The organism is Dactylosporangium cerinum, from assembly GCF_042653625.1.
Taxonomy (GTDB): domain Bacteria; phylum Actinomycetota; class Actinomycetes; order Mycobacteriales; family Micromonosporaceae; genus Dactylosporangium; species Dactylosporangium cerinum.
This window is the reverse complement of sequence record NZ_JBHSIU010000054.1, coordinates 300,555-326,285: the sequence shown is the minus strand read 5'-3', so window position 1 is coordinate 326,285 and position 25,731 is coordinate 300,555. Positions and strand designations below refer to the sequence as shown.

Annotated in this window: 26 protein-coding genes; 12 read left to right on the top strand and 14 right to left on the bottom strand. The window is 71.8% G+C overall.

Features of this window, described 5'->3' with window-relative positions:
* Positions 1-28: 28 nt before the first annotated feature.
* From ACFPIJ_RS39500 to ACFPIJ_RS39490, 3 genes are all read right to left on the bottom strand, one after another.
* Positions 29-772: a phosphatase PAP2 family protein gene (locus tag ACFPIJ_RS39500; protein WP_380123266.1), complete on the bottom strand. Its 744-nt coding sequence runs from the start codon at positions 770-772 to the stop codon at positions 29-31.
* 104 nt (positions 773-876) lie between these two features.
* Positions 877-1,455, bottom strand: coding sequence for a dienelactone hydrolase family protein (locus tag ACFPIJ_RS39495; RefSeq protein ID WP_380123264.1), 579 nt, complete (start codon positions 1,453-1,455; stop codon positions 877-879).
* 43 nt (positions 1,456-1,498) lie between these two features.
* Complete coding sequence (locus ACFPIJ_RS39490; RefSeq protein ID WP_380123262.1) at positions 1,499-3,145, bottom strand: AMP-binding protein; 1,647 nt, start codon at positions 3,143-3,145, stop codon at positions 1,499-1,501.
* A 284-nt stretch (positions 3,146-3,429) separates the two neighbouring features.
* Between ACFPIJ_RS39490 and ACFPIJ_RS39485 the strand changes: the two genes are divergently transcribed.
* The gene (locus tag ACFPIJ_RS39485; protein WP_380123260.1) at positions 3,430-3,666 is read left to right on the top strand and encodes a transposase; all 237 of its coding nucleotides are present in this window, start codon (positions 3,430-3,432) and stop codon (positions 3,664-3,666) included.
* A 39-nt stretch (positions 3,667-3,705) separates the two neighbouring features.
* Positions 3,706-4,875: an RNA-guided endonuclease InsQ/TnpB family protein gene (locus tag ACFPIJ_RS39480; RefSeq protein WP_380123258.1), complete on the top strand. Its 1,170-nt coding sequence runs from the start codon at positions 3,706-3,708 to the stop codon at positions 4,873-4,875.
* Between the two features lie 105 nt (positions 4,876-4,980).
* On the opposite strand, the gene ACFPIJ_RS39475 is transcribed toward ACFPIJ_RS39480, so the two are convergent.
* Positions 4,981-5,571, bottom strand: a complete 591-nt coding sequence (locus tag ACFPIJ_RS39475) for a dihydrofolate reductase family protein (RefSeq protein ID WP_380123256.1) — start codon at positions 5,569-5,571, stop codon at positions 4,981-4,983.
* Between the two features lie 143 nt (positions 5,572-5,714).
* Here ACFPIJ_RS39475 and ACFPIJ_RS39470 point away from each other — a divergent pair, with 143 nt between their 5' ends.
* Positions 5,715-6,698, top strand: a complete 984-nt coding sequence (locus ACFPIJ_RS39470) for an RNA polymerase subunit sigma-70 (protein WP_380123254.1) — start codon at positions 5,715-5,717, stop codon at positions 6,696-6,698.
* 18 nt (positions 6,699-6,716) lie between these two features.
* Here ACFPIJ_RS39470 and ACFPIJ_RS39465 read toward each other — a convergent pair whose 3' ends face one another.
* Positions 6,717-7,298, bottom strand: a complete 582-nt coding sequence (locus tag ACFPIJ_RS39465; RefSeq protein WP_380123252.1) for an HD domain-containing protein — start codon at positions 7,296-7,298, stop codon at positions 6,717-6,719.
* A gap of 208 nt (positions 7,299-7,506) precedes the next feature.
* Here ACFPIJ_RS39465 and ACFPIJ_RS39460 point away from each other — a divergent pair, with 208 nt between their 5' ends.
* From ACFPIJ_RS39460 to ACFPIJ_RS39450, 3 genes are read left to right on the top strand one after another with little or no spacing between them, the layout of a single operon-like run.
* The gene (locus ACFPIJ_RS39460; RefSeq protein ID WP_380123720.1) at positions 7,507-8,928 is read left to right on the top strand and encodes an FGGY family carbohydrate kinase; all 1,422 of its coding nucleotides are present in this window, start codon (positions 7,507-7,509) and stop codon (positions 8,926-8,928) included.
* The gene (locus ACFPIJ_RS39455) at positions 8,925-10,304 is read left to right on the top strand and encodes an NAD(P)/FAD-dependent oxidoreductase (RefSeq protein WP_380123251.1); all 1,380 of its coding nucleotides are present in this window, start codon (positions 8,925-8,927) and stop codon (positions 10,302-10,304) included. The genes ACFPIJ_RS39460 and ACFPIJ_RS39455 overlap by 4 nt, the downstream gene beginning before the upstream one ends.
* Complete coding sequence (locus ACFPIJ_RS39450; protein WP_380123249.1) at positions 10,301-11,563, top strand: NAD(P)/FAD-dependent oxidoreductase; 1,263 nt, start codon at positions 10,301-10,303, stop codon at positions 11,561-11,563. The genes ACFPIJ_RS39455 and ACFPIJ_RS39450 overlap by 4 nt, the downstream gene beginning before the upstream one ends.
* Here ACFPIJ_RS39450 and ACFPIJ_RS39445 read toward each other — a convergent pair.
* Entirely contained in the window at positions 11,533-11,658 is a 126-nt protein-coding gene (locus tag ACFPIJ_RS39445; protein ID WP_380123247.1) for a methyltransferase family protein, read from the bottom strand. The genes ACFPIJ_RS39450 and ACFPIJ_RS39445 overlap by 31 nt on opposite strands.
* Before the next feature lie 82 nt (positions 11,659-11,740).
* Between ACFPIJ_RS39445 and ACFPIJ_RS39440 the strand changes: the two genes are divergently transcribed.
* Positions 11,741-12,460 carry a VOC family protein gene (locus tag ACFPIJ_RS39440; protein WP_380123246.1) on the top strand — a complete coding sequence of 240 codons (720 nt, stop codon included), beginning with the start codon at positions 11,741-11,743 and terminating at the stop codon, positions 12,458-12,460.
* Between the two features lie 171 nt (positions 12,461-12,631).
* On the opposite strand, the gene ACFPIJ_RS39435 is transcribed toward ACFPIJ_RS39440, so the two are convergent.
* The 6 genes from ACFPIJ_RS39435 to ACFPIJ_RS39410 form a co-directional block, all read right to left on the bottom strand.
* The gene (locus ACFPIJ_RS39435; RefSeq protein WP_380123244.1) at positions 12,632-13,741 is read right to left on the bottom strand and encodes a DUF1996 domain-containing protein; all 1,110 of its coding nucleotides are present in this window, start codon (positions 13,739-13,741) and stop codon (positions 12,632-12,634) included.
* Positions 13,742-13,750: 9 nt separating this feature from the next.
* Complete coding sequence (locus tag ACFPIJ_RS39430) at positions 13,751-14,596, bottom strand: DUF4142 domain-containing protein (protein WP_380123242.1); 846 nt, start codon at positions 14,594-14,596, stop codon at positions 13,751-13,753.
* A complete protein-coding gene (locus ACFPIJ_RS39425; RefSeq protein WP_380123241.1) occupies positions 14,596-15,249 on the bottom strand; it encodes a hypothetical protein in 654 nt (217 codons plus the stop codon). The genes ACFPIJ_RS39430 and ACFPIJ_RS39425 overlap by 1 nt, the downstream gene beginning before the upstream one ends.
* Before the next feature lie 130 nt (positions 15,250-15,379).
* A complete protein-coding gene (locus tag ACFPIJ_RS39420; RefSeq protein ID WP_380123239.1) occupies positions 15,380-15,982 on the bottom strand; it encodes a sigma-70 family RNA polymerase sigma factor in 603 nt (200 codons plus the stop codon).
* A 6-nt stretch (positions 15,983-15,988) separates the two neighbouring features.
* On the bottom strand, positions 15,989-17,452 hold the full coding sequence (locus ACFPIJ_RS39415; RefSeq protein ID WP_380123237.1) for an NADH-ubiquinone oxidoreductase-F iron-sulfur binding region domain-containing protein: 1,464 nt from the start codon (positions 17,450-17,452) through the stop codon (positions 15,989-15,991).
* Positions 17,449-18,573 carry a hypothetical protein gene (locus tag ACFPIJ_RS39410; RefSeq protein WP_380123235.1) on the bottom strand — a complete coding sequence of 375 codons (1,125 nt, stop codon included), beginning with the start codon at positions 18,571-18,573 and terminating at the stop codon, positions 17,449-17,451. The genes ACFPIJ_RS39415 and ACFPIJ_RS39410 overlap by 4 nt, the downstream gene beginning before the upstream one ends.
* 498 nt (positions 18,574-19,071) lie before the next feature.
* Here ACFPIJ_RS39410 and ACFPIJ_RS39405 point away from each other — a divergent pair, with 498 nt between their 5' ends.
* The 4 genes from ACFPIJ_RS39405 (at position 19,072) to ACFPIJ_RS39390 (ending at position 21,742) form a co-directional block, all read left to right on the top strand.
* Positions 19,072-19,509: a hypothetical protein gene (locus tag ACFPIJ_RS39405; protein WP_380123233.1), complete on the top strand. Its 438-nt coding sequence runs from the start codon at positions 19,072-19,074 to the stop codon at positions 19,507-19,509.
* Positions 19,510-19,636: 127 nt separating this feature from the next.
* Positions 19,637-20,395, top strand: a complete 759-nt coding sequence (locus ACFPIJ_RS39400) for an SDR family NAD(P)-dependent oxidoreductase (RefSeq protein WP_380123232.1) — start codon at positions 19,637-19,639, stop codon at positions 20,393-20,395.
* A 177-nt stretch (positions 20,396-20,572) separates the two neighbouring features.
* A complete protein-coding gene (locus ACFPIJ_RS39395) occupies positions 20,573-21,280 on the top strand; it encodes an MFS transporter (protein ID WP_380123230.1) in 708 nt (235 codons plus the stop codon).
* A 6-nt stretch (positions 21,281-21,286) separates the two neighbouring features.
* Positions 21,287-21,742: an MFS transporter gene (locus tag ACFPIJ_RS39390; RefSeq protein WP_380123228.1), complete on the top strand. Its 456-nt coding sequence runs from the start codon at positions 21,287-21,289 to the stop codon at positions 21,740-21,742.
* On the opposite strand, the gene ACFPIJ_RS39385 is transcribed toward ACFPIJ_RS39390, so the two are convergent.
* Both ACFPIJ_RS39385 and ACFPIJ_RS39380 read right to left on the bottom strand, forming a co-directional pair.
* A complete protein-coding gene (locus ACFPIJ_RS39385; protein WP_380123226.1) occupies positions 21,743-22,507 on the bottom strand; it encodes a hypothetical protein in 765 nt (254 codons plus the stop codon).
* Positions 22,507-23,010 (bottom strand): sigma-70 family RNA polymerase sigma factor, encoded by a 504-nt coding sequence (locus ACFPIJ_RS39380; RefSeq protein WP_380123225.1) that lies wholly within the window; start codon positions 23,008-23,010, stop codon positions 22,507-22,509. The genes ACFPIJ_RS39385 and ACFPIJ_RS39380 overlap by 1 nt, the downstream gene beginning before the upstream one ends.
* A gap of 714 nt (positions 23,011-23,724) precedes the next feature.
* On the opposite strand from ACFPIJ_RS39380, the gene ACFPIJ_RS39375 reads away from it, so the two are divergent.
* The gene (locus ACFPIJ_RS39375; protein WP_380123223.1) at positions 23,725-25,722 is read left to right on the top strand and encodes a putative bifunctional diguanylate cyclase/phosphodiesterase; all 1,998 of its coding nucleotides are present in this window, start codon (positions 23,725-23,727) and stop codon (positions 25,720-25,722) included.
* The last annotated feature ends 9 nt before the right edge of the window (positions 25,723-25,731 follow it).

Sequence of the window (25,731 nt, the reverse complement as noted above, 5' to 3'; positions counted from 1 at the left end):
ACCGTCGGGGTACGACCTTTTCCGGCCGTCAACGGCCGCTGTTCGCCGCCGGTACCGCAGCCACGTCCTCAGCCATTCCGTCGGCGGGTGGCCGGGCGGTCCGGGGCACGGCGGAGTGCACGACGAGCAGCAGGCCGAGCGCGACGATCGCGTCCAGCCAGTAGTGGTTGCCGGTGGACACCACGACGAGCAGGGTGATCACGGGATGGGCCAGCCACAGCCATCGCAGCCTGCCGCGGGTCGCCGCGATGACGGCGACGGCGACCACGACGGCCCAGCCGACGTGCAGGGACGGCATGGCGGCGTACTGGTTGCTGAGGCTGTCGTCCTCCGGTGGTCCGTAGACGGCCGGCCCGAACAGGGTGCCGGTGTCCAGCAGCCCGGTGCCGTCCACGAGGCGCGGCGGGGCCAGCGCGTACCCGCCGTGCAGCACCAGGCCGGCGGCGGTGAGGCCGGTCAGGACCCGGCGCGTGCGCAGATAGAGTTCCGCGTGGCGCAGGTACAGCCAGATCAGGCAGGCGGCGGTCGCCGGGAAGTGCACGTGGGCGTAGTACACGTTGGCGGCCAGGACCAGCCAGTGCTGGCTCATCACCGCCTGTTGCAGGTCGGCCTCGCTCGGCAGCCGCAGCAGCCGCTCCAGGTGCCACACCGACGCCGCGTGCGCCGTCGCCGCATCGGCGTCACCGCGCAGCACGATCCGTCCCGCCTTGTACGCCAGGAACAGCGCGGCGACCAGCAGCAGCTCGCCCACCGCCGCACGAACCCGACCCATGCCGACCTCCCGGGGCCGTCAGCGGACGCCTGGCATGTTCCGGCATCGCTCTGACAGACTCATCCCCGATCGGCGCAGGTTTCATGCGCCGGCGTCCCGTCCGGTCAGGGTGCCCGCAGCAGGTCGAGCGTCCGCTGCAGGAGCAGGGCGGTCGCCTCGGGGTCATAGGTCGGCAGTGAACTGTCGGCGAAATAGTGCTGATCGCCGGGGTAGAGGAACAGCTCTGCGTGCTTCGCCTGCGCGACCAGGTCCCGGGCGGCGTCGATGTCACCCTCGCCGACGAAGATCGGGTCGGCGTCCATCCCGTGCACCTGGACCGGAACGTCGGCGGGCCAGGCGGCACCGAACTCGGTGACCGGCACGCACGAGTAGCACAGCAGCGCACCGCGCGCCCCGGGCCGGGTCTGCGCCAGCTGCTGGGCGGGCAGCACGCCGAGGGAGAAGCCGGCATACACCAGCTCGGCCGGCAGCCCCGACACCGCCTCCGCGCCCCGCCGCAGGATCTCGCCGGGGAATCCGAGCTGCGTGGCGTATGCCATGCCCTCCTCGATGCTGCCAAAGGTGCGGCCGTCGAAGAGGTCGGGCGTGTGGACCGTGTGCCCGGCCTCGCGCACCTCGTCGGCGAACGCGACGACCCCCGGCGTCAACCCCTGCGCGTGATGGAACAGCACCATCTCGGCCATGCCTACCTCCGTCCACGACACTGCCCGGTATCCGGGTCCCACCCTATGCGTTCCTGATCGCGGCGGCGTCGTGCAGTCCGAGTTCGTCGACCGCGACCTCGCGCATCTCCACCTTGCGGACCTTGCCGGTGACGGTCATCGGGAAGCCGTCGACAATCTTCACGTACCGCGGGATCTTGTAGTGGGCGAGCTTGCCGGCGCAGAACTGCCGCAGCGACTCGGCAGTCAGCGGCTGGGCGCCCGGACGCAGTTGCACCCAGGCCATGAGTTCCTCGCCGTAACGCTCGTCCGGTACGCCGATCACCTGGGCGTCGGTGATGTCTGGGTGGGTGTACAGGAACTCCTCGATCTCGCGCGGGTAGACGTTCTCGCCGCCGCGGATCACCATGTCCTTGATCCGGCCGACGATGTTGACGTAGCCGGCGTCGTCCATGACCGCGAGGTCAGCGGTGCGCATCCAGCCGTCGGCGTCGATGGCGTCGGCGGTCTTGTCCGGCTCGTTCCAGTAGCCGCGCATGACCGAGTAGCCCCGGGTGCGGAACTCGCCGGTCTCGCCGCGCGGCACGGTCTCGCCGGTGGCCGGGTCCGCGACCTTGATCTCCAGGTGAGGATGGACCCGGCCGACGGTGCTGGTGCGCCGCTCGAGGTCGTCGTCGGCGCCGGTCTGGGTGGAGACCGGTGACGTCTCGGTCATGCCGTAGCAGATGGTCACCTGGGTCATGCCCAGTTCGCTGACGACCCGTTTCATCACCTCCACCGGGCAGGGCGAGCCCGCCATGATGCCGGTGCGCAGGCTGGACAGGTCGTAGTCGGCGAAGTTGGGCAGCGCGAGCTCGGCGATGAACATCGTCGGGACGCCGTACAGAGAGGTGCAGCGCTCGTCCTGCACCGCTTGCAGGGTGGCGGCCGGGTCGAACCCCGGTGCCGGGATGACCATGGTGGCGCCGTGGGTGGTGGCGCCGAGGTTGCCCATGCCCATGCCGAAACAGTGGTAGTAGGGCACCGGGATGCAGATCCGGTCGGCCTCCGTGTAGCCGCAGCCCTCGCCGACGAAGAAGCCGTTGTTGAGCAGATTGTGGTGGCTGAGCGTGGCGCCCTTGGGGAAGCCGGTGGTGCCCGAGGTGTACTGGATGTTGATCGCGTCGTCGGCCGACAGCTGCGCCGCCCGCTCGGCGAGCCGGCCACAGTCGGCGGCGCGTCCGGTCGCGAGCAGCCGCTCCCATTCCGGGTCCCCGATGAAGATCACGTCGCGCAGGTCGGGGCAGCCGCCGCGGACCTCGGCGACCATGGCCCGGTAGTCGCTGGTCTTGAACTGCGGCGCGGCGACCAGCACCGAGATACCGGCCTGGCGCAGCACGTAGGCCAGTTCATGGGTGCGGTACGCGGGGTTGATGTTGACCAGGATCGCGCCGAGCTTTGCGGTCCCGTACTGCACGAACACCCACTCCGCGCAGTTCGGCGACCAGATGCCGACCCGGTCACCCTTGCGCACGCCGAGCGCGTCCAGGCCCAGGGCGCACGCGTCGACGTCGGCGGTCAGCTGCGGATACGTCCACCGCCGCCCGCTGGCGCACTCGACCAGTGCCTCGTGATCACCGACCCGGGCCGCCGTCCGGTCCAGGTTGGCGCCGATCGTGTCACCGAGCAGTGCCACGTCGGTGCTGCCACGCGCATACGAATCTTCGGGCATCGTGCCTCCGCTCGCCGTTGACCGGGGTAGTCGCCATTATCTTGCTCCATGTGGACTGTCGCCTTAGGCGACTGGTGAATTGGAGCCCACGAGTGGCGTGTCATGGGCTGAGTAGATGGACCGGCCACGTATTTTTGTGGCATGCCCTGCGTGGTGCAGGTTTCCGCTGGAGCGGCGAACGACCTCGGAGACCACGTGGTGTGCCCGAGGTACACGTCGTCCTGTGCTGGCCGGTGCCGTTGCGGCCCGGTGTGGCGAACTGATCCGGCAGTGGTGCGGCGAACGTGGCTGGCAGGTCGTCGGGCTTGAGGCGATGCCCGACCACGTGGACCCGTTTCGTCAAGGCGCAGTCTGTCGACTCGCCCGCGCACGTCGCGAACCAGGTCAAGGGATACACGGCGCGGGTGTTGCGCGTGGAGTTTGCGTCGCTGCGGTCCCGGTTGCCGACGCTGTGGTCGAGGTCGTACTTCGCGGCCACGGTTGGTGCTGTCTCTGCAGCCGACGATGCGCCGGTACATTGACACGCGGCATGAGCGATTGTGGCGTCAGGGCGGTGACCGGTGAGACGCGCGTACAAGTTCCTGCTGCGCCCCACCTCGAAGCAGGCCACCGCACTCAACGCCGTGATCAACGATCATCGGTGTCTGTACAACGCCGCGCTCGAAGAGCGCCGCGAGGCGTGGCGCAAGTGCAGGGTCTCGGTTCGTTACGGTGCGCAGTCCGCGCAGCTCAAGGACATTCGCCGGGCCGATCCTGATGGGCAGGGCCGTTGGTCGTTCTCGTCGCAGCAGGCCACGCTGCGGCGTCTGGACAAGGCCATGCAGGCGTTTTTCCGGCGGGTGAAGGCCGGTAAGGCGCCGGGTTTTCCGCGGTTCAAGGGGGTGGGGTGGTTCGACACGGTCGAGTGGCCGAAGGACCGCGACGGCTGTCGGTGGGATTCCACGCCCGATGGTGGGCAGGTCCGTGTCTATCTGCAGGGCGTCGGGCATGTGCGGGTGCACGCGCACCGGAAGGTCGACGGTGTCGTCAAGACGATCAGCGTGAAGCGTGAGGGTCGGCGCTGGTTCGTGGTGCTGTCCTGCGACGAGGTACCCGCGCTGCACCTGCCGGAGACAGATAGCGCGGTCGGTATCGACATGGGCGTGGCGTCGTTCCTGACCACCTCGGACGGCGTGCAGCTCCCCAACCCACGCCACGGCCGCCGCAACGCCGACCGGCTCGCGGCGGCGCAACGTGACCTTGCCCGCAAGCGGCGCGGCTCGAACCGCCGCCGCAGGGCCCGGGAGCGGGTCGCGGCCTTGCATGGCAAGGTCCGCCGGCAGCGGCTCGATCATGCTCACAAGACCGCGTTGTGGCTGGTCCGCCATCACGACGTGATTGCCCACGAAGGGCTGCGGATCGGCAACATGACCCGCTCCGCGTCCGGCACTGTCGAGGCGCCCGGCACCGGCGTGGCTCAGAAGTCTGGTCTGAACCGGAGCATCCTGGATGCGGGTTGGGGGGTGTTCCTCAACGTGCTCGCGAGTAAGGCTGAAAGCGCCGGCCGTGTGATCGTTGCGGTGAACCCCGCCAACACCTCCCGCACCTGCCCGTCCTGCGGGCACTGCGCGAAGGCCAACCGCGTTACGCAAGCCGGGTTCGTCTGTGTTGCCTGCGGCTTTGCCGGGCACGCGGACGTGGTCGGCGCCACGAACGTCCTCAGGGCCGGGCTGGCCCTTCTGCGCGCCTGAGCGCGCAGAGAAGCTGACGCCTTCAGGCGTCAGAGGAGTCACTGTGCGGGAATCCCGGGGGAGCGCGGCCCGGCCTTTGCGCGAACAGGCCGGGCGGAGGCTCGTTTATCCCGCCGTGCCGGCGTCCCCGGTGAACTCGTAGCTGACGAAGGCGATACCGGCCCCGACGGTGCGCGCCCGCAGCAGGCGCATGGGCTTCGCGCCGCTGGTCTCGCCGAAGAGCCGCGCGCCGTCGCCGAGGACGACCGGGAAGATCATCAGCCGCAGCTCGTCGACAAGGTCGTGCTCGATCAGCGTCCGGCACAGCTCGTAGCTGGCGTAGACGATAATGTCGCCGTCCACCGTGCGCCGCAGCGCCGCGACCGCCTGCACCGGGTCGCCCTCCAGGACCGTCGCGTTGCTCCAGAGCGGCTGCTGCAGGGTGGCCGACACGACGTACTTCGGCAGCTCGTTCAACCGGTCCGCGAACGCGCCGTCCCGGGACAGCCACCGCGCGGCGAACCATTCGTCGCTGCGCCGCCCCACCAGCAGCGCCGCGGCGCTCAGCGCCTCGTCGAGCTCGACCTGGGCCCACGCCTCGAGGTCCGCGCCCCCGTACTGGTGGAACCAGCCGCCGAGCCGGAAGCCCTCCTTGCCGTCCGGGTCCTGAACCACGCCGTCGAGCGACGAGTTCGTGGTGATGATGATCTTGCCCATCTCGTGGGTCTCCTTACCGAGGTTGACTGTGACCGGTGATGCAGACACCGCGACCGCGGCAAAAGTGGCGCCCCCTTTCGCCGCCGGTCGGTGTCTGTACCCGGTGAACGTGCGAACCTGGCTGGGGAGGAGTGAGCCGCACCGTGAAGGAAGCGACCGCCGAGGCGTTCCAGGAGCTGACCGAGCCGTACCGCCGGGAGCTGCAGGTGCACTGCTACCGGATGCTCGGATCGGTGCAGGACGCCGAGGACGCCCTGCAGGACACGCTGCTGGCCGCCTGGCAGGGTTTCGCCGGGTTCGAGGGACGGTCCTCGCTGCGCACCTGGCTCTACCGCATCGCGACCAACCGCTGCCTCAACGCGCGCCGGTCGGCCGGCCGGCGCCGGGCCAAGGAATGGGACGTGCCGGATGTCGAACCGCCCGCATCGACCCGCCTCGGCGAGGTCGTCTGGCTGGAGCCGATGCCCGACACGATGCTCGACGGGCCGGCCGGTGGCTTGTCCGGCGGCCCGCTCGGCCCGGAGGCGCGCTACGAGCAGGCCGAGGCCGTCTCCCTGGCCTTCGTGACCGCCCTGCAGATCCTGCCACCGCGCCAGCTCGCGGTGCTCATCCTGCGCGACGTCCTCGGGTTCCACGCCGACGAGGTGGCCGGCATGCTCGACTCGAGCGTCGAGTCGGTGAAGAGCGCCCTCAAGCGGGCGCGGGCCACCCTGGAATACCGCCGGCCGCCGGCCCCACCACCCGCCGCCGGCTCGCCCGCCGAGGAGGCGATCGTGGCGGCGTTCGCCCGCGCCTGGGAATCCGCCGACGTCGACGCCCTCGTGACCCTGCTGACCGACGACGCCTTCATGTCGATGCCGCCGATGCCGTTCGAGTACGCCGGCCGGGCCGCCGTCGCCCACTTCAGCGCCGGCATCTTCCGCTCCGGCCGCCGGTTCGACCTCGTCCCGACGCGGGCCAACGGACAGCCCGCGTTCGGTGCGTACCTGCGGTCCCCGGGCGGCATCAGCCACGGGGTCGGCCTGTACGTCCTCACCCTGGCCGACGACCGGATCTGCGCCCTGATCCGCTTCGAGAACAGCGTGCTCCCACGCTTCGGCCTGCCGAGATCCATCCCGAGCCCCTGACGGACCAGCGCAGCCTGTTCAGGCAGTTGTGAACTGTTCTGCGCCGCGGAGGCGGTGCTCGACGCGTTCGGCGGCGGCGAGGATGTCGGGGGCGCGCAGGTGGTGGACGCGGGCGTTGTCCGAGTTGGCGCCGTGCCGGGCGAGCATCTCCGCCATGCGGGCGCGCACGTCGACGCGGGTGCCGTCCGGGCCGACGGTCTGGTCGGCGTAGGTGAGCGCGTCCGCGACCGGTGACAGCTCGCGCGGGAACTCCGCGAGCTCGTGGTGCAGGCCGCGGACCTCGGCGACGTAGCAGGCGCCGGAGTGGTGGGCGACCAGGGCGCTGATCCGGTCGGTCCAGCCGGAGCGGCGCAGGAACCGGGCGCCGTCCAGGGGGTGGAAGCCGGTGTCGAGGACCGGTTCGGCGTAGCCGATGTCGTGCAGCCAGGCGGCGGTCACGACTCGGTCGCGGTCGGCGGCGTCCATCGTGGCGCACAGGTCGGCGGCCCGGAGGGCCACGCCGACGGTGTGTGCCCACCGCAGCGGCAGGTCGGTGAGCAGCGACTCGGCCAGATCCCGGGCCGCGGCGACGCCGACCCGAGGCCGCACCATGGTGGTCATAGGCACGACGGTAGGACCCGTCCGGCCGAGCGCCGAGGCTCCGAAGGCGGAGTTCATGCCCGCAACATCTGCTGTTCACCTTCGCGGTGGCGGGCGGCGCGGCCGGCAACCGACCGGTCACGCGGCGTGGGCCTGAGCCCCGGCTGGTCGCGTCCCGTCGATCTTGCGCGGCGGAGCTGGTATACACCGACGTGGAGGCGACGTGGACATGCACATTCTCGCGATCGACCAGGGTACGTCGGGCACGAAGGCCATCGTCACCGGCGCGGACGGGACGGTCCTCGCGATCGCTGAGGAGCCGCTGCGGCCCGGCTACCTCGCCGGCGGCGCCGTCGAGCAGGACCCGCTCGCGCTGCTGGACTCCGTGTTCACCGCCGGGCGCCGTGCGGGCGCCGCCGCCGGGGTACCCCTCGACGCGGTCGCCCTGGCCAACCAGGGCGAAACGGTCCTCGCGTGGGACCGGGACACCGGAGCGCCGCTCACCCCGGCCCTGGTCTGGCAGGACCGACGGGCCGAGGCCATCTGCGCCGCGCGGGCCGAATCCGCCGGGAAGGTGGCGGCGCTGACCGGGCTGGTCCTCGACCCGTACTTCTCCGCGCCGAAGATGCGCTGGATCCGCGACAACCTCACCACCGGCGGGGTCGTCACCACCACCGACACGTGGCTCGTCCACCAGCTGTGCGGCGCGTTCGTCACCGACGCGTCGACGGCCAGCCGATCGCTGCTGCTGGACCTGGACTCGGGCCGGTGGCACGGCGAGCTGCTGGACGTGTTCGGGCTCGGCGCCGAGGCGCTGCCGGACATCGTGGCCAGCGACGCGGTCGTCGGCAGCACCGGCGCGTTCGGCGGCGACGTGCCGGTGACCGGGCTCATCGTCGATCAGCAGGCGGCGCTGCTGGCCGAGTCGTGCCTGACGGCCGGGACGGCGAAGTGCACCTACGGCACCGGCGCGTTCCTGCTCGCCCAGCTCGGCGGCGCGGCCGCCCGGTCCCGGTCCGGGCTGTCCACGTCCATCGCCTGGCGGCTGCGCGACGCCGTCGACTACTGCGTCGACGGGCAGGTGTACACCGCCGCGTCCGCGGTCCGCTGGCTCATCGACCTCGGGCTCATCACCGGCGCCGACCAGCTCGACGTCGTCGCCGCCGCGGACGGCGCCGGCGTGCTCTGCGTGCCGGCCCTCGCCGGGCTCGCCGCCCCGTGGTGGGACGCCGGCGCGACCGCGTCGTTCAGCGGCATGACGCTCAGCACCGGCCGCGGCCACCTCGTCCGGGCCGTCCTGGAAGGCGTCGCGGCGCAGGTCGCGGCGCTGACCGCGCTGGTCGGCGACGACCTCGGCACGCCGCTGAACAGGCTGCGGGTCGACGGCGGGCTGACCCGGTCGCGGGTCCTGATGCAGGCCCAGGCCGACCTTGCCCAGCTGCCGGTGGACGTCTACCCGTCGCCGCACGCGACCCCGCTGGGCGCCGCCGCCTGCGCCGCCCTCGCGCTCGACCCGGCGCTCACCGCGGCGGACGTGACCGGCGGGTGGCGGCCGTCGGCGACCTACGAGCCCGAATGGTCCGCGGACCGGGCCGCCGACCATCTCGCCCGCTGGCACGCCGCGGCCGCCGCCACCCTGTCGACGCCATGACCACCGACTTCGACGTCGCCGTCGTCGGCGCCGGTATCGTCGGCGCTGCGATCGCCCGGCTGCTCGGCGGCACGTCGCTCACTGTGGCGCTGATCGAGGCCCGCGACGACGTCGGCGACGGCACCAGCAAGGCCAACACGGCGATCCTGCACACCGGGTTCGACGCGACGCCCGGGACCCTTGAGTCGCGTCTCGTCGCTCGCGGGTACGCGATGCTCGGCGACTATGCGGCGGCGACCGGGATCCCCGTCGAGCGGACCGGCGCGCTGCTGGTCGCGTGGACCGACGAGCAACTCCAGGCGCTGCCGGCGTTGCGGGGCAAGGCGGAGCGTAACGGGTACACCGGCTGCGAACTGATCGAATCGGACGAGGTGTACCGCAGGGTGCCCGCCCTCGGCCCCGGCGCGCTGGGCGGCCTGACCGTGCCCGGGGAGTCGATCACCTGCACGTGGACGACGAACCTCGCCCTCGCGATCGACGCGGTCAACCGCGGTGTGACGCTGCTGCGCGGGCGCCGGGTCACGGGCGTCGAGGTCGGCCCGGACGCCACCCGCCTCACCTGTGCCGGCGGCGACGTCACCGCCCGGTGGGTCGTCAACGCCGCGGGGCTCGGCGCCGACGTGCTCGACGGGTTGTTCGGCCACGCACGGTTCACGGTGACGCCGCGCCGCGGTGAGCTGTTCGTGTTCGACAAGCTGGCCCGGCCCCTCGCCCCGTGCATCGTGCTGCCCGTGCCGTCGAAGGCCGGCAAGGGGGTCCTGATCAGCCCCACCATCTACGGCAACGTCATGCTCGGCCCGACCGCCGAGGACCTCGAGGACCGCACCGCGACCGGCACGTCCGAGCGGGGTCTCGCGTTCCTGCTCGACCGCGGCCGGGAACTCATGCCGCAGCTGCTGGAGGAGGAGGTGACCGCGACGTACGCCGGCCTGCGCGCCGCGATCGACCGCGACGACTACCTCATCGACGTGGATGCCCTTCATCGGTACGTGCTTGTCGGCGGGATCCGCTCCACCGGGCTGACCGCGGGGATGGCGATCGCCGAGCACGTCGGCGGCCTCCTCGGCGAAGCGCTCGACCTGACCCCACGCCCGTACCTGCCCGACCCGCCGCGGATGCCGAATCTCGGTGAGGCGGGGGTACGCCCGTACCAGGACGCGGCGCGGATCGAGGCGGACCCGGAGTACGGCCGCATCGTGTGCTTCTGCGAGCGGGTCACCCGCGGCGAGATCCGCGACGCGTACCGCTCACCCATCCCGCCCGCCGACCTCGACGGGTTGCGCCGCCGTACCAGGGCGATGAACGGGCGCTGCCAGGGCTTCTACTGCGGCGCTCAGCTGGCCGCGCTCAGCGGCTCGCCCGGTGACTTCTCGTGATCGAGCGGGTGCGGGTCGCGGTGGTGGGTGGCGGGCCGGCCGGGCTGACCGCCGCCGCCGCTCTCGCGCGCCGGCTCGGCGACGGGGTCCTGGTGCTGGAGCGGGAGACGGGGACCGGAGGGATTCCCCGGCACAGCGACCATCTCGGGTACGGCCTCCGCGACCTGCGCCGCTTCGTCTCCGGCCCGGCGTATGCGCGCCGTTTGACGTTGGCTGCCAGCGCCGCCGGCGCACGGTTGGAGACCTCGGCCTCTGTGACCGGCTGGGCGGGCGACCGTGCATTGGAAGTCACCTCGCCGGACGGGCGCAGGGTCGTCGAGGCCGACGCGATCGTGCTGGCGACCGGCGCCCGCGAACGGCCCCGCCCTGCGCGGCACATCCCCGGCGACCGGCCCGACGGCGTGTACACCACCGGGCAGCTGCAGCAGCTCGTCCACCTGTACCACCGCGACATCGGCAAACGCGCGGTCATTGTCGGCGCGGAACTCGTCAGCTGGTCCGCCGTGCTCACACTGCGCCACGCCGGCTGCCGGCCCGTGCTCATGACCACCCCGGACTCCTACGCGCCCTTCCGGCTCACCGGCAGGGTCGCGTTCGGCGTGCCGGTCCTGGCGCGCACCCGGGTCGTCGCCGTCAACGGCCGTTCGCGGGTCACGTCCGTCGACGTCGAGGACCTGCGGACAGGGCGGCGCCGGCGGGTGCCGTGCGACACCGTCGTCTTCACCGCCGACTGGATCCCCGAGCACGAGCTGGCCCGCGCCGGTGGGCTGGTTCTGGACGCGGGGACCCGCGGCCCCCGCGTCGACACGGGCCTGGCGACGAGCCGGCCCGGGGTGTTCGCGGCCGGCAACCTTCTGCACCCCGTCGACACCGCTGACATGGCCGCCCTGGACGGCCGGCACGTCGCGGCCACGGTCCTCGCCCACCTCGACGGCTCTGCCTCTTGTACCGCCGGTCCGCAGCTGAACTGCGAGGCGCCGCTGCGCTGGGTCGCGCCGCAGCTGATCCGTGCCGGCGGCCCTGTGCCAGTGCGAGGGCAGCTGCAGCTGTGGACGTCGCAGTTCCGGGCGCTGCCCCACGTCGTGGCCGTCCAGGACGGACGCCGGATCGGCTCGGTCCGGCTGCCGTGGCCGGCCGCGCCGGGCCGGGTGTTCCGCGTCCCGTTCAGCCTCGTGGCCGGCGCCGACCCGACCGGCGGTCCGGTGACAATCGGCCTGGCCGGGTTCCGTCACAGCCAGCGGCGTACTCGCCGCGTGTAGTCGTCGTACTGCGCGCCGAACCGCTTGCGGAGGAACCGCTCCTCGGGGCGGATCGCGCCCCAGAGGACGAGAAGCACCGCGGCCGGGAACAGCACAAGCCGGCCGATCGGATGGGGGCAGGTGATGATCGGCTATTTCCATGTGCGACGGACCCTCCGCAACGCCTAGGAAAGAGCCATGGCCAACGAGGTAACCGTTCCCCTGCTGCCCTGCGCGTCGATTGACGACATCGTCACCTTCTACGGGGTTCTCGGCTTCAGCACCACGTATAAGCAGCGCAAACCCAACCCCTGCGTGGGACTGCAACGTGAAGACCTGCATCTGCAGTTCTTCGAGATTGCCGGGTTCGACCCGGTGCAGTCCTACGGCTCCTGTATCGTGCTCACCTCGGACATCGCGGAACTGCACCGGGCTTTCGCTGCCGGCATGCGGGCCGCATACGGCAAGGTCCTGGTGTCCGGAATGCCGCGGATGACCCGGCCCCGGGCTCGAAAGAACGCCGACGGGCTGGGCGGATTCAGCGTCATCGACCCGGGCGGCAACTGGATCCGCGTCTTCCAGAATGCCGCCACGATGCCCACGCCAGTACCCGCACCCGCCGGACGACTCGCCAAAGTGCTGGCGAACGCCATCGTGCTGGCCGACTCCAAGGGTGACGTCGGTCAGGCAGTCCGCATCCTCGACAGCGCGTTGGCTCGCCCGCAGGCCGGCGACGACCCCGTCACACACGTAGAGGTTCTGGTGTACCGCGCAGAACTGGCGATGGCGCTCCATGATCGGGAAACGGCAACGGAAATGCTGGCCCGCGTCGAGCACATCGCGCTGAACGCAGACGAGACCGGAAGAGCGGCACCGACCTTCGAGATCGCTGCCGACCTCGCAGCGGCGCTGCGATGAGCTCGGGGTGCAGCGGAGGTGTAGGCGATGCCCTCTCATCGGCTGGAAGCGCGCGTCGACGTTTGGTCCGACATCGCGATCGGTGTCTACGCAGGGTGACACTGATGCCCTGAGCATCCGGAGGGGTGGGACCGCACCACCCACCTTGAGGCAGTGCGGGTCCACGGAAACCTAGCAACGGCGGCCGCTGTTGATGCACTGCACGGCGAAGTTCATCAGCTGCGCCGACATGACATTGACGAAGTCGCCGTGGTCGGTGATCGGGGCGTGCAACTGCTCCGGGAACGAGTCCAGTGCGAAGTTGGTGCCGTTCTGCCGCTCGTACGACAGGACCATCCGCAGCCGCGGCACCGCGACTGTGCCGCGGGGGCAGCGCCCGGACGAGTTCGTGAACACGATGTGCGCGCGGTGGTTGGCGCTGTCGGCGTTCTTGCCGTCCCAGCAGCTCGGGAACTCCAGGATCCGCTGGATCTGGCTGCCCCGCGGGCACAGCGGATACTTCGTGGTCGTCCGGTTCGTGAGCCCGCTGCACGTCCACTTGGCGCGGGCGTTGGCGGGCCCGTTGGTGAGCGCCTTCGCGTCGCCCGTGATGACCCGCAGGAACTGCGGCATCGCGCGGACCTTCGCCTGGCTGTTGCCGCCGAACTCCAGCCGCACCGACGTGGGCTTCAGGATGATGCCGACGTTGCCGTCCTTGCCGCCGCCGTCGGAGTTCTGATCGGAGCCCTGCTTGCCGGTACGACGCAGCGCCGGCCAGTAGTACGTGGACTTGTCGTCTTTCGCGCAGGTGGTGCCGGCGGCTGCCAGACTGTCGTTGGTGGAGTTGCCGTCGGCGGAGACGTTGCCGACGTAGTCGTGCGTGTGGTGGGCACCGTTCGTCACGCCGGGCGCCACGATGAAGTTGTCCGAGTTGTGGTGCCCCTCGGCGTTGGTGCCGCAGACCGAGACGAACGTGCCGGTGGACGCCTGGCGACCGGCCTGGCTCCCGCGGCCGGCCGGGCGGACCTGGCGGATGTCGATGAAGTCGCCGTTGGCCGGCCCGCCCATGTCGGCGTGGCACTTGTCGGGGACGTTGTGCACATGCCCCGCTGTCGACCCGGCGCACTCCGGTGCGGGCCCCTGGTCGTTGGGGATTTTTGCGGCCTGGGCGAGGGCGTCCGGTTCTTCCTCCGCGGTGGCTGCGTGGGTGACGGACAGCATTGCGCCGATCACCACGATGGCGGCGGCGAGCGCGGTCCACCGCCGGATCGGGCGTTTCCTTCGTTGTTGCAATGTGCTCACGTCCTCTCGTCAGAAGGTGCGCCGCGCACGGAATGCACGGAGTGCGCGGAACGCGGCGGTGCCCCCGCCGGCCAGGACCAGTGCGACGACGACCCAGAGGGTCTCGCGGTAGCTCGCCTCGCCGGGGGTTGTGTTGCTGCCGGTCGCCGCGGCGGCCGGCGTGGGGAGGTCCTCGAAGTCGACCTTGCCGATGCTCTCCAGCAGGGTCATGTGCTTCATGACGACGTTGACGGCGGTCTGTGCGAAGGACCGGACCAGTTCGTTGCGGGTGCCCGAGCGGACCGTCCCGACGAGGGCGAAGACCTTGCCGTGCGCGGCGCGGAGCCGGTTGGCGAACGTGCGGTCGAACTCGTCGCCCCGCTTGCCGTCCAGTTCCCGGACCCAGCCCTGCTGCTCGGCGCTGGCCTCGTTCGGCAGGGGAACGCCGAGCTGGGCGGCGACCTGCCGCACCTGCGTGTCGAGGCCGTGATGATCGGTGGCCAGCTGCGCGCCGACCTCCTTGACCCGCTTGTCGGCGGCGTGGTCGCGGGCCAGCAGCCCGGCCGGGCCCTCCCAGAGGCCGGCCTGGCGAACCTTCACCAGAAACTCCCGGTCGGCGGGGCCGATCATTCCGAAACTGGTCATGGTCCAGCCGTCGGGCAGCTCAGTGGCAACGAATCCGGTGACGGTGGCCGCGGCCGGGACGACATCGTGGTGGTGGTGTTCGGGCGCACTCGTTGCGGCGTTATCGCCGGCGCGCAGCGCCGGGACGAGCAGCACCGCACCGACGGTCGCGGCGAGCAGCGCCCACCACGGCCACCGCCAGCCACGCGCCAGCCAGTTCGTGGCGGCGGCGCTGCGATGCAGGGAGCTCATCAGTACCCGTATCCGTTGCCGGTGCTGGTCGACTCCGGCGGGCCTGCGGCTTGCGAGGCGGCAGGTGGCGTGACCGCGGCGGGTGCGGGCGTCGGCAGGCAGGTGAGGTTCTTCTTGCCGGTCGGGGCGACGACGAACCAGGTGCCGCCGACGTTCTGACCCTTCCAGGCGCCCGGCTTGGGGTCGCCGATGTACCGGTAGACGGGCCAGCCGGCCAGGGTGATCTGCCGCGAGCCGTCCCCCCGGATGACGGTACCGACGATCGCGGGGTCGACACCGGCGAGATCCGGGTTGCCGTCGGTGATGGCCGGCGGCCACACCTGGGCGCACTTGGCTTCGCACGCCGACTTCGAGGGGTTGGCGGTGTCCTTGTCGAAGCGGTACAGCACCCAGCCCTTCTGGTCGACGACGACCTTGCCCATCTTCGGGATGGTGACCGCCTTGAGGGACTCGGTGAGCGGCTGCGGCGGCGCCGTCGACGCGGGCGGCGCCGAAGTCGGCCCTGCCTCGGCGTTGGCCAGCGCCGGCGCCTGCTGCTGTCCCGTGTCGTAGCCGCCCTTCGGGGCGCATCCGGTCAGTGCTGTCAGGCCTGTCAGGGCGGCCGCCGCCACAGCGCAGCCGGCCGGGGTAACGATGAACCTCCGTGCTGCCACGTCGTCCTCCTCGTTTCCGTCGCTCGCGTTCGTGTTGCTCGTTCCGCTGAGGGGTACGCGACGGGAGGGGGAGGGGACTGAACGGCTCCACAGTGGACAAATTCACAGCGATTTCCGGCGCAGCGTTGAACTAGTGCCGGGTTTCGCCCGTACCACCAAGGTCATCCAGTGCGACCCGCAGTGCGCGCAGGGCGTAGTACACCCGTGACTTGGCCGTGCCGATCGGCAGCCCGAGCAGTTCGGCGACCTCGTTCACGGTGCGGTCGCGCAGGTAGGTCTCGACCAGGATCTCCCGGTGCGCGGGACTGAGGCTGCGCATGGCGTCCGCGACGACGAGATTGGCGATCACGCGGTCGGTTTCATCGTCGAGCCACAGCGCCTCCACGTCCTGGTCGTAGGCTTCGGGGGGGCGCGCGCTCGCGCTGCGGTATTCGTCGATGGCGATCCGGCGGGCGACCGTGAACAGCCACGGCCGCAACGAGACCTCGGCGTGCGGGTCGAGCTTGTCCGCGTTGCACCACGCGCGTAGCAGGGTCTCCTGCACGATGTCCTCGGCGCGTTGCCGGTCGCCGCCGGTGATGCGCACGACGAAGCGAAGCAACGCCTCCGCGTGTTCCTGGTATAGCACGCGGAGCAGTTCGTCCTCGGGGTCGCGCCGGGCATGGCGGGACCGGACCCGGTCGTGGACGCCGACCCGGCGTGCGATGTGGTCGCCGCGATACGTCTGATGCATCGGCCACTACCGCTTCGATGCCGCCATGCGCAGCGCGAGCGCCGGGCACATCGCCACCGCCTGTGCCGCTACCGGTTCCAGGCGCGTCGGCACCGGAGTGTCGAGGAACGCCGGGAATCCGTTGCCGTCCAGGTGGATCAGGTCCGGCGCGATCTCGGCGCAGAGCCCGTGACCGTCGCACCGTGACCAGTCCACGGCCAGGCGCAGTACGCCGTCCTCGTCGCGGTCCGGCACCGGCAGGATCCCGGCGACGGGGCGCCCGCAGTCGCCGGCGCGGGCGTGCCGGGCCAGGTCGTCGGCGAAGACCTCCAGCGCGGAGGAGGCGAAAGCGGCGGTGCCGTCGGGGTGTCCGCACGCGCCACGACCTTTCACCGCCGTGGCGGCGGCCCGGACCAGGCCCGGGTCGCCGGCGCCGGATGCCACCCCGTCGACCGCGCGGGCCAGGTCCGGCAGGCCCAGCCGGCACGGTCCGCACTGCCCGGCGGACTCCGCCGCGAGGTAGCGCACGACCCGGGCGACCTCGCCGATCGGGCAGGTGTCCGCGCCGATCGGGAGCACGATCCCGGCGCCGAGCGCCCCGCCGACGGCGGTGAGCCCGTGCCGGGAGACCTCCGCGCGGTATGCGGTCGTCATGTCGATCCAGCGCCCGTGGAAGCCGCCGGTCAGCACGGCGGGACCGGCGGGCACCTGGCACACGTCGAGCACCTGGGCGAGCGGGGTGCCGGTCGGGCACTCCACCACTGCCGGCGACGCGGCGCTGCCGGTCACGCTCAGCAGGACCGTCCCGGGCTCGTCGGTGCCAGCCTCGCGGTAGCGTCGAGGGCCCATCCTGGCGGCGATCGCCAGCTGTGCAAAGGTTTCCGCGTTGGACAGCAGCGTCGGATGTCCGCCGACACCTCCGTCGCTCGCGCGGCGTTTGATCCCCGGCGGGATGAATGGCAGGCCGTTGATGCCCTGCACGAGCGCGCCGCCCTCGCCGGAGATGAACCGGTGCGGCACCCGGATCGCCTGTACCGGCGCCGGAAGCTCACGCTCGGCCAGCGCGGCGAGCATCGACTGCTCACCGACACCATCGTCGGCGACGCAGACGACGATCTCCTCCGCCCGCAACGCCCACGCGACCAGCGCGGCGCCGTCGAGGATGAGATGCGGTACGCGGGTCAGCAGGACCTTGTCCTTCCAGGCCGCTGGCTCACCTTCGGTCGCGTTGACCACCACGACCGGGGCGAGGGTGCGCCGGTCGACCGCGTCGGCGACGGCTCGCAGCTTGCGCGCGAACGGGAAGCCCGCGCCGCCGCGGCCAGTCAGCCGGATGTCCTCGGCGAGCGCGATCAGGGCGCGCTGGGACAGCGGGCCGAGTGGCCCGTGGACCTGCAGATGGGCGTGGTGCCTCAGCCGTCCGGAGCGCTCAAGACCGGCAGTGAGCCGGGCCGGTCCGATCGAGCGCACGGCCGGCAGCGGGCTGCTCACCTGGCCTCACCCCGAAGCTGCGCCCAGTACTTGATGTCGTCCTCGTCCAGCTCGTGCGACTTCCGCGGCCGGCGCCGCATCGCGCGGCGTGCGTCGAGGTTGACGAGGGTCGGCGTGTCGTCGTCGGGGTAGCGGTCCTCGGGCTCCACCTGCTGCACCTTCGCGCGGCGCGCCTCGAACCGGTCGCGCAGGGTCAGGCCGGGGGACTCGTCCGCTGTCGCGTGCCGGCCGGTCTGGCTCGTGGGCGGGTGCGGAGCGGCCGTGCCCCGGTACGTGGCCGTGGCGGGCTCATCGCGGTGGGGCGTCTGCCAATCGTGCAGGTCCCGCTCCAGCCACAGCTGCTCCGCGGGTGGTGCGTCCCACCGGAACCGGGTCGCCGTCCGTCCCGGCGGTGCGGCCCGCCGCGCGGACGGAGCGGGCACGGGCCGTCCCACCGGCGCGATCGTCGTCGTGGTCCGGTCCGCGGCCAGTTGCTGGCGGCGCCGGTTGTACTCCGCCGACAACCGCAGGCCGAGCGCGACGGTCGTGAGGAACAGCAGGATGAGGTAGCTGGTGGTGACCCAGACGGCCGGCGGTCGCCCGGCGCTGAGCCCGTGCATCAGCGCCACCGGCCAGGACAGGTAGGCCACGGCGTGCAGCGGCCGCCACAGCCCTGGCCGTCCGCTCTGCGCGAAGCGGGCCCGCACGATGCCGCTCCACATCACGGTCAGCATGAGATACGCCGCGACGCTGCCCAGCCCGATTGCGAACGGCGCCGAGGTGAACGGCACCAGCGCGCCGAACACGCCGACCCTGCTGGCGGCGAGCTCGGTGCCGATGTGCAGCGCCAGGCACGACACCGCCACGATGCCGAGGGTGCGGTGCACGGACTGGACCCACAGCCGGTGCCGCGCCAGCAGCAGGACGCGGTCGGTGGCGACGAGTCCGGCAATCACGGTGAGAGTCAGCGCGACGAGCGTGAACACGCCGCCGTAGAAGCGCAGGAAGCCCACCAGTCCGGTGAGCACCGGCCGCCCGCCCCCGGTCATGACGCCCAGCAGGACCAGGCCGGCGAGCACTAGCAGGCTGACGTTGACGGCGGATGGTTGCCCGCCCTGAGCTGGAGGATACCGTCGAACCATCGTTTATCCTCAATCTGCGTAACACTGCCGATGCATTGTGTGACGATTTCACCCCGATCGACGAATCCAACGTAGGCAGCCCAGTGGAGCCGGTCAATTTAAGTTTCATCGAACAACTTCTGCTGATCAGCGATGACGGTTTGAGGGTTCGTTAAGGAACTTGCTTGATCCGGTTTGGCCAGATCAGGCCGATCGTGCGGTCATTTCCGCGCATCTAGGATGCACATGCAGGGCGTCAGGCCGCGATAGACATTGATAACCATCGAAGTGAGCGGAGGCCCGATTTAAAAGGTTCGCTTAAGCCGGCGTTAGGTCCACTTTCGGTGATCAACTGTGGTTTCATGCGCCGGTGTTCGGACCGCAACGCCGGGTGATGGCAATACGCCTGGCCTTCGGCGCAGCTGGTCTGTCGGGTTCGCGCAGGCGCGGGCTCGAACCGCCGCCGAGGCGTCGGCGTGGAGATGGGAAGCGACACCGAACCCACCGAAAGGTCATCAGATGTCCTTGCTCCGACGCGCCACCGTGCTCGCCATGGTCGCGACCGCCGCGCTGGTCGTGCGCCCAGCGGCCGCGCACGCCATCCCGGTGTGCGACGTGCCGAATCCGCCACCGGTCTGTGGACCGGACGTACCCGATCCGGCCGGCACGATCAGCAACTTCAGCACGAACAAGCAGCCGGGCGACCCGTACTCGCGGGTGTCGTTCACCTACGGGGCCACCGGTGCCACGTCCACCCGTGTCTACACCCGCCACGGCTGGGGCACGGCCGGCCTCCCCTGGACCCACATGAACACCTTCAGCGGCGGCGCCGTGAAGACCACGCCCGGGTACTGGTACTACAGCGGCGAGAAGGTCGAGTTCCAGATCCGCTCGTACGTCGGCTCCACCCAGAAGGACTCGGTGACGGTCTGCGTCGCGCTCTGCTCGCTCAACTGACCTCTACGATCCGGAAGACCTTGGGCACCCCCTGGGTACACAAGGTCTTCCGGATCACGGGGTAGGTGCAGTGCCGGGTCCGATCGCCGCCAGACGTGGGTAGGGGTCAGCGGCGAGGCTGATCCACATGACGACGAACACGATCATGAACAGCCTTGAGGGCAAAGTTGCACTGGTGACCGGGGGCGGGCGGGGGATTGGTGCGGCCGTGGTCCGCCGGCTCGCCGCGCAGGGCGCCGACGTGGCGCTCACGTTTCAGCACGACCGGCAGCGCGCGACGGAGCTCGCCGCCGAGGTGACCGCGACCGGCCGCCGGGCGCTGGTCATCCAGGCCGACAGCGCCGACCCGGCCGCCGTGGCCGGTGCGGTCGACCGCGCCGCCGCCGAGCTCGGCCGGCTCGACATCCTGGTCAACAACGCCGGGGCGTTCCTGCTCGGGCCGTTGCAGGACCTGAGCCTGGCCGAGTTCGAGCAGACCGTCGCGGTCAACGTGCGTGCGCCGTTCGTCGCCACCCAGGCGGCGGTGCGGCACATGAGCGCCGGCGGCCGGATCATCAACATCGGCAGCAACGCCGCGGAGCGGGCCGTGTTTCCCGGGTTTTCGCTGTACTCGATGAGCAAGACCGCGCTCATCGGGTTGACGAAGTCGCTCGGCCGGGAGCTCGGCCCGCGGGCCATCACCGTCAACCTGGTCCACCCCGGTGCCACCGACACCGAGCTGAACCCGGCCGACGGCCCGAACGCGGCCACCATCAACGGGTTCACCGCGCTCGGGCACTACGCCGACCCGTCGGACGTGGCGGCCGCCGTCGCGTTCCTGGCCGGCCCCGACGGCAGGTACATCACCGGCGCCACCGTCAACGTCGACGGCGGCTTCACCGCCTGACCCGAACCCGGAGGAACCCGAACCCGAACGACCCCGACCCCGAACCGGGTCCGTCATCAGTGGCGGACCCGGCGACGGTCGGGTATCGGCCATCCCCGGCCCGAACCACGGCGGCACGGCGGCCGTTGCCCAGGACAGCCGGACAGACCGCAGCGCCGGGAGAGACGGGCCGGGGCCATGCGACAGGCGACGGACGACACTCACCCGGTCCAGCTCACGCCGGTCCGGACCGTCGTCGTCGCGCCGCCGCGGCGGGCCCGGACGCGGGTGACCCTGATGTTCGCGGTCGCCGGCGTCCTGTGCGGGGTGATCGCGGCAGGGATACCCGCGCTGGCGCACCGCCTCGACCTGTCGGCCGGGCAGGTCGGCGCGTTCATGTTCACCTGGGGCGTCGCGGCGTTCGCGGCGATGCAGTCGCTGCGGCTGGTGCTGCCGCTCGCCGGTGCGGCAACGGTGCTGCGGATCGCCGGGCCGGCGGGCGCGGTCGGCGCCGTGGCCGTCGCGGCGGCCCCGGGCCACGGACCGCTGTTCGTCGCCGCGGCGGGCTTCGGCGTCGCGTTCGGCGCGATCGAGGCGGCCGTCAACGCGCAGGGCGCCGCGGTGGAGCGGGCGTACGACCGGCCGCTCCTCAGCGGCATGCACGCCGCCTGGGCCGTCGGCGCCGCCGTCGCCGGTCTGCTGGTCGCGGCGTGCACCCGCCTCGCGGTTCCGTACCCCATGACCGTGGCGTGCATTGCGGTGCTGGTGCTGCCGCTGACGCTGCTGCGGGCGCCGGACCTGCCGCGCCCGACAGCGACGCCGCGGGACAGGCGTGGCCCGCGGGTGCACCTGCTGAGCGTCCTGGCATTCGCCGCGTTCATGGTGGAGGGCGTGCTCGCCGACTGAGGCGGGTTGCTCCTGCGGGACGGTGCCGGGGCGTCGGCGGCGGTCGCGGCGCTGGGTCATCCGCTGCTGCAGGCCGGGATCCTGACCGGGCGGGCCGGCGCGGACCGGATCCGGGCCAGGGCCGGCGCCGCGACCGTCATCGTCTGGTGCGGCACCGGCGTGGCCGTGGTCTGCGCGCTGCTCGTGGCGGTGCCGGCGGTGCCGGTCGTGCTCACCGCCGTGTACCTGACCGGGGTGGCCGTGAGCCCGGTCCTGCCGCTGGTCTTCTCGCTGGCGGGAAGCGTGCGGCCGGACCCGGGGGCGGCGATCGCCCAGGTCGGCGCCGCGGGCTACGCGGGGTTGCTCGCGGGACCGGCAGTGCTGGGCGTCCTGGGCGGCGTCCTGTCACTGCCGGTCGCGATCGGTGGGCTGGTCGTCGTGCTCGGCACCGTCATCGCGCTCGCCGGCCGCCGTACCGCCTGATCACGGATACAGGGTCAACTGAGGGTCGCGGGCGATCTCGACGATCTGCTCCCCGGTCAGCGGCGGCGCCCCGGTCAGCGCGGGCTCGTTGCTCACCGAGACGGTCACGGTGAGGCCGTCCAGCCGGTCCAGCGAGACGACGTTGCGGATCATGCCCGGGCGCTCGTCGCGCTTGGTCTCGATCGTGTACGGCTGGCCCACGTCCGCGTTGGGTGCGCACTGCGTCCGCAGCGTCGACGGCAGCACGTCGGCCGGGAACGCCGCGGCGCAGCCGAGGGCCACGTAGCGGCGCTGGACGGTGACGACCAGCGTGCCGGGCACGCCGTTGACGGTGATGACCGAGGTGACCACGTAGGCGGACGTGAGGGGCACGTTGTCGGGCAAGGTCATCACCACCTCCCGGCGCACGGTCGGCTGCACGACGGTGCGCGCCGCCGGCACGACCTGGGTGACGGCGGACGGGACCGCGACGGCGAGGCGCTGCACCGCGTCCTCCGGTCGCTCGGTCGGATCCTCGCCGAGCAGGACGGGATCGGCCCGGCTCGGCGAGGACGGGGCGGTCGTCGGTGGCGCCCCGGTCACCAGCGGCGGCGTGGACGGCAGCGCCAGGACCGTCACCACCCCGGCGGCGACGAGACCCACGCCCGTCGCGGTCAGCCGGCGGTACCGCTGGCGCCGGCGCGACCGGCGCACCAGCGCGTCGAGGGTGTCCCGGGCCGGGGGCTCACCGGTGAGGATCGGTTCGAACAGCTGCTGATGGCTCATCATGCCTGCCTGACGGTCGAAGTGGTCGGCGCAGCGAGGGCGCGCAGGGTCTCCAGACCGCGGGCGGTCTGGCTTTTCACGGTGCCGATGGACACGCCGAGGATCTCGGCGGTCTCCTCGACCGAGAGGTCGCAGTAGAAGCGCAGCACCAGGACCGCGCGCCGGCGCGGACCGAGCTGGGCCAGGTAGGTGTCGAGGGTCAGCCGCTCCACCGCCGCGTCGAGCCCGCCGCCGACCCCGACATCGCGGTCGCCGTCGTCGAGGTGTTCCCGCCGCCACGGCCGGCGGTGCTCGTCGACCACGGCACGGGCGAGCATGCCACCGACGTACGCGTCGAGGCTGCGGATCGCCTCCCGCCGGTGCCACTGCCGGAACAACTTGTCCAGGACCGTCGCCACGAGGTCATCGGCGAGATGCCAGTCGCGGCACAGCAGGTACGCGGTGCGTCGCCAGGTCGCCATCCGTGGTCCGGCGTAGTCACGGAACTCCGCTTCGTCCGACATGTTCACTCCAGTGGGACGGGCCGCGCGGGGTCGCGGGTTGCCGCGTTGGTGCGACTTCGTAAACCCGGCCCCGGACCGGCCGATCTGAGCGGTAGGAAAGGGGGTGCCCGTGCTGGTCCGGGCGTATGCGTGCATCGCTGTCGCGCTGAGCGCGGTGTACTACCTCACGCCGGATTCGCCGCTGCGCTCGATCCTGTGGACGGTGGTCGCGTCGTCGCCGGCGGTCGCGGTCGCCGTCGGTGTCGCACGGCACCCCCCGGCGCAGCCCCTGCCGTGGGTGCTGACCGGCACCGGCCTGGCGTCGTACGCCGTCGGCGTGGCGCTGTACGTCTGGCCGCAGTTGGTGCACAACCAGCCGGCCGGCCCGTCGCTCGCCGACGTGTTCTTCGTGGCGATGTATCCGCTGCTCGCGGTGGCCCTGGCAACGCTGGTCCGCCGGCAGAACCCGGGCGGGGACCGGGCCGCGCTGCTCGACGCGTCGATCATCACCGTCGGCGTTGCGCTGCTGATGTGGGTGTTCGTGATCCGGCCGCACCTGGACGGCGCCGGTGACTCCGTCCTGGAGCGGGTCACGGCGGTGGCCTACCCGCTCGGTGACGTGCTCGTGCTGGCCGTCCTGGTCCGGCTCGGCAGTGGCCGGACCGCCCGCAGCACGTCGTTCCGGCTGCTGCTGGCGAGCGTGGTCGCGTTGCTGACCACCGACGGGATCTTCACGTGGCAGTCGCTGCACGGCCAGTTCCGCGTCGGCACCTGGGTCGACCTCGGCTGGCTGGTGTTCTACATCGGGGCCGGCTGCGCCGCGCTGCACCCGGACATGCGCCGGCTCACCGAGCCGGTGCCGGCCGCTCCGGCGCGACTGACCAGCGGCCGGTTCGCAGTGCTGCTCGCGGTCGCCGCGCTGCTCATCCCGGCCGTCATCACGGTCCGCGCGACGGCGGTCGGCGAGCTCCCGGTGTTCCTCGCCGCGTCGGGTGTCCTGTTCGCCCTGATCCTGATCCGCATGGCGGACCTGATGGCGGTGCTGCGGGAGGTGCAGCGGCAGCGCGCCGAGGGCCGCTTCCAGCGCCTCACCGAGCAGGTCACCGACGTGCTGTCGATCTGCGGCCGGGACGCGAGCGTGCAGTACGTGACGCCGTCGGTGCGCTCGCTGCTCGGCCACCACCCGACGCCCTGCTCGGCACGTCCCTGCTGGACCTGGTGCACCCCGACGACCGGGACCGGGTCACGGCCCTGCTCGGCAGCGCCACCTCCGAGGGTGCCGACCGGGTCGGCCCGCTGGAGTGCCGGCTGCGGCACGCGAGCGGGCAGTACATCATGACGGAGACCGTCGGGCGGGTCGTCGACGACGCCGACGTCAGCGGCTACCTGATGACCACCCGGGACGTCACCGAACGCAAGGCGCTGGAGGACCAGCTCACCCACCGGGCGTTCCACGACGAGCTGACCGGCCTGGCGAACCGCGCCCTGCTCGCCGACCGGGTCCACCACGCACTGGAGCGGCGCGGGAACCCGTACCGGCACCTCGCCGTCCTCGTCGTGGACCTCGACGACTTCAAGACCATCAACGACTCGCTGGGCCGGTCCGTCGGCGACGGGATGCTCCGCGCCACCGCCGACCGGCTCCGGACCTGCCTGCGCTCCGCCGACACCGCCGCCCGCCTCGGTGGCGACGAGTTCGCGATGCTGCTGGAGCACCTCGACGACGCCGCCGAGGCCGCGCGCGTCGCCGAACGGGTCCTGGCCACGCTGCGCCAGCCGCTGTCGATCGGCGGCCGGGAGATCCAGCCGCAGGCCAGCGTCGGCATCGCCCTGCCCGACCCGGACCGTCCCCCGGACGCCGACGAGCTGCTGCGCAACGCCGACGTCGCGATGCACATGGCGAAGCGGCAGGGGCGCAACCGGTTCGCGTACTTCGCCCCCAGCATGCACGCGGGCCTGGTGGAGAAGCTCGACCTCGCCCACGACCTCCGCGGCGCCGTCGAACGGCACGAGCTGCTCGTGCACTACCAGCCGTTCGTCGACCTCGCCGACGGCACGGTCGTGGGCGCCGAGGCCCTGGTCCGCTGGCCGCACCCGACGAAGGGCCTCATCGCGCCCGACCGGTTCATCCCCCTCGCCGAGGAGAGCGGCCTGATCCTGCCGCTCGGCTACGCGGTGCTGGACACCGCCTGCCGTCAGGCGGCGGCGTGGCCCGGCCTGAAGATCAGCGTGAACCTGTCGCCGCGCCAGGTCCAGGACCCCGCCGTCGTCCTGTACGTCCAGCAGACCCTCGCCCGGTCCGGCCTCCCGCCGCACCTGCTCACCCTGGAGATCACCGAATCGCTGCTGCACGAGGACGCGGAGGTGGCCCAGCACCGCCTCGGCGAGCTCAAGGCCCTCGGCGTGCAGCTCGCCGTCGACGACTTCGGCACCGGCTACTCGTCGCTGTCCCGGCTGCACGACTTCCCGATCGACATCCTGAAGATCCCGAAGCCGTTCGTTGACGGGGTCGCCGAGGGCGCGGAGCGCTCCGCCCTGGCCCGGGCGATCCTCGACCTGGCCGCGGCGCTCGGGCTGGAGGTGGTCGCCGAGGGCATCGAGCACGCGGCGCAGGCGGAGGAGCTGCGCCGGCTGGGCTGCCCCGTCGGCCAGGGCTTCCACTTCTCCCGCCCGGTGCCCGCCCCGGACTTCGAGGTGTTCCGCGCCGCCTCGTTCCTCGACGGCGTCTCATGATCCGGTAGA

Coding starts and splice junctions, on each gene's coding strand:
- ACFPIJ_RS39500 (WP_380123266.1), bottom strand. CDS start 772: ATGGGTCGGGTTCGTGCGGCGGTGGGCGAGCTGCTGCTGGTCGCCGCG.
- ACFPIJ_RS39495 (WP_380123264.1), bottom strand. CDS start 1,455: ATGGCCGAGATGGTGCTGTTCCATCACGCGCAGGGGTTGACGCCGGGG.
- ACFPIJ_RS39490 (WP_380123262.1), bottom strand. CDS start 3,145: ATGCCCGAAGATTCGTATGCGCGTGGCAGCACCGACGTGGCACTGCTC.
- ACFPIJ_RS39475 (WP_380123256.1), bottom strand. CDS start 5,571: ATGGGCAAGATCATCATCACCACGAACTCGTCGCTCGACGGCGTGGTT.
- ACFPIJ_RS39465 (WP_380123252.1), bottom strand. CDS start 7,298: ATGACCACCATGGTGCGGCCTCGGGTCGGCGTCGCCGCGGCCCGGGAT.
- ACFPIJ_RS39460 (WP_380123720.1), top strand. CDS start 7,507: ATGCACATTCTCGCGATCGACCAGGGTACGTCGGGCACGAAGGCCATC.
- ACFPIJ_RS39455 (WP_380123251.1), top strand. CDS start 8,925: ATGACCACCGACTTCGACGTCGCCGTCGTCGGCGCCGGTATCGTCGGC.
- ACFPIJ_RS39440 (WP_380123246.1), top strand. CDS start 11,741: ATGGCCAACGAGGTAACCGTTCCCCTGCTGCCCTGCGCGTCGATTGAC.
- ACFPIJ_RS39430 (WP_380123242.1), bottom strand. CDS start 14,596: ATGAGCTCCCTGCATCGCAGCGCCGCCGCCACGAACTGGCTGGCGCGT.
- ACFPIJ_RS39420 (WP_380123239.1), bottom strand. CDS start 15,982: ATGCATCAGACGTATCGCGGCGACCACATCGCACGCCGGGTCGGCGTC.
- ACFPIJ_RS39410 (WP_380123235.1), bottom strand. CDS start 18,573: ATGGTTCGACGGTATCCTCCAGCTCAGGGCGGGCAACCATCCGCCGTC.
- ACFPIJ_RS39405 (WP_380123233.1), top strand. CDS start 19,072: ATGTCCTTGCTCCGACGCGCCACCGTGCTCGCCATGGTCGCGACCGCC.
- ACFPIJ_RS39400 (WP_380123232.1), top strand. CDS start 19,637: ATGACGACGAACACGATCATGAACAGCCTTGAGGGCAAAGTTGCACTG.
- ACFPIJ_RS39395 (WP_380123230.1), top strand. CDS start 20,573: ATGCGACAGGCGACGGACGACACTCACCCGGTCCAGCTCACGCCGGTC.
- ACFPIJ_RS39385 (WP_380123226.1), bottom strand. CDS start 22,507: ATGAGCCATCAGCAGCTGTTCGAACCGATCCTCACCGGTGAGCCCCCG.
- ACFPIJ_RS39380 (WP_380123225.1), bottom strand. CDS start 23,010: ATGTCGGACGAAGCGGAGTTCCGTGACTACGCCGGACCACGGATGGCG.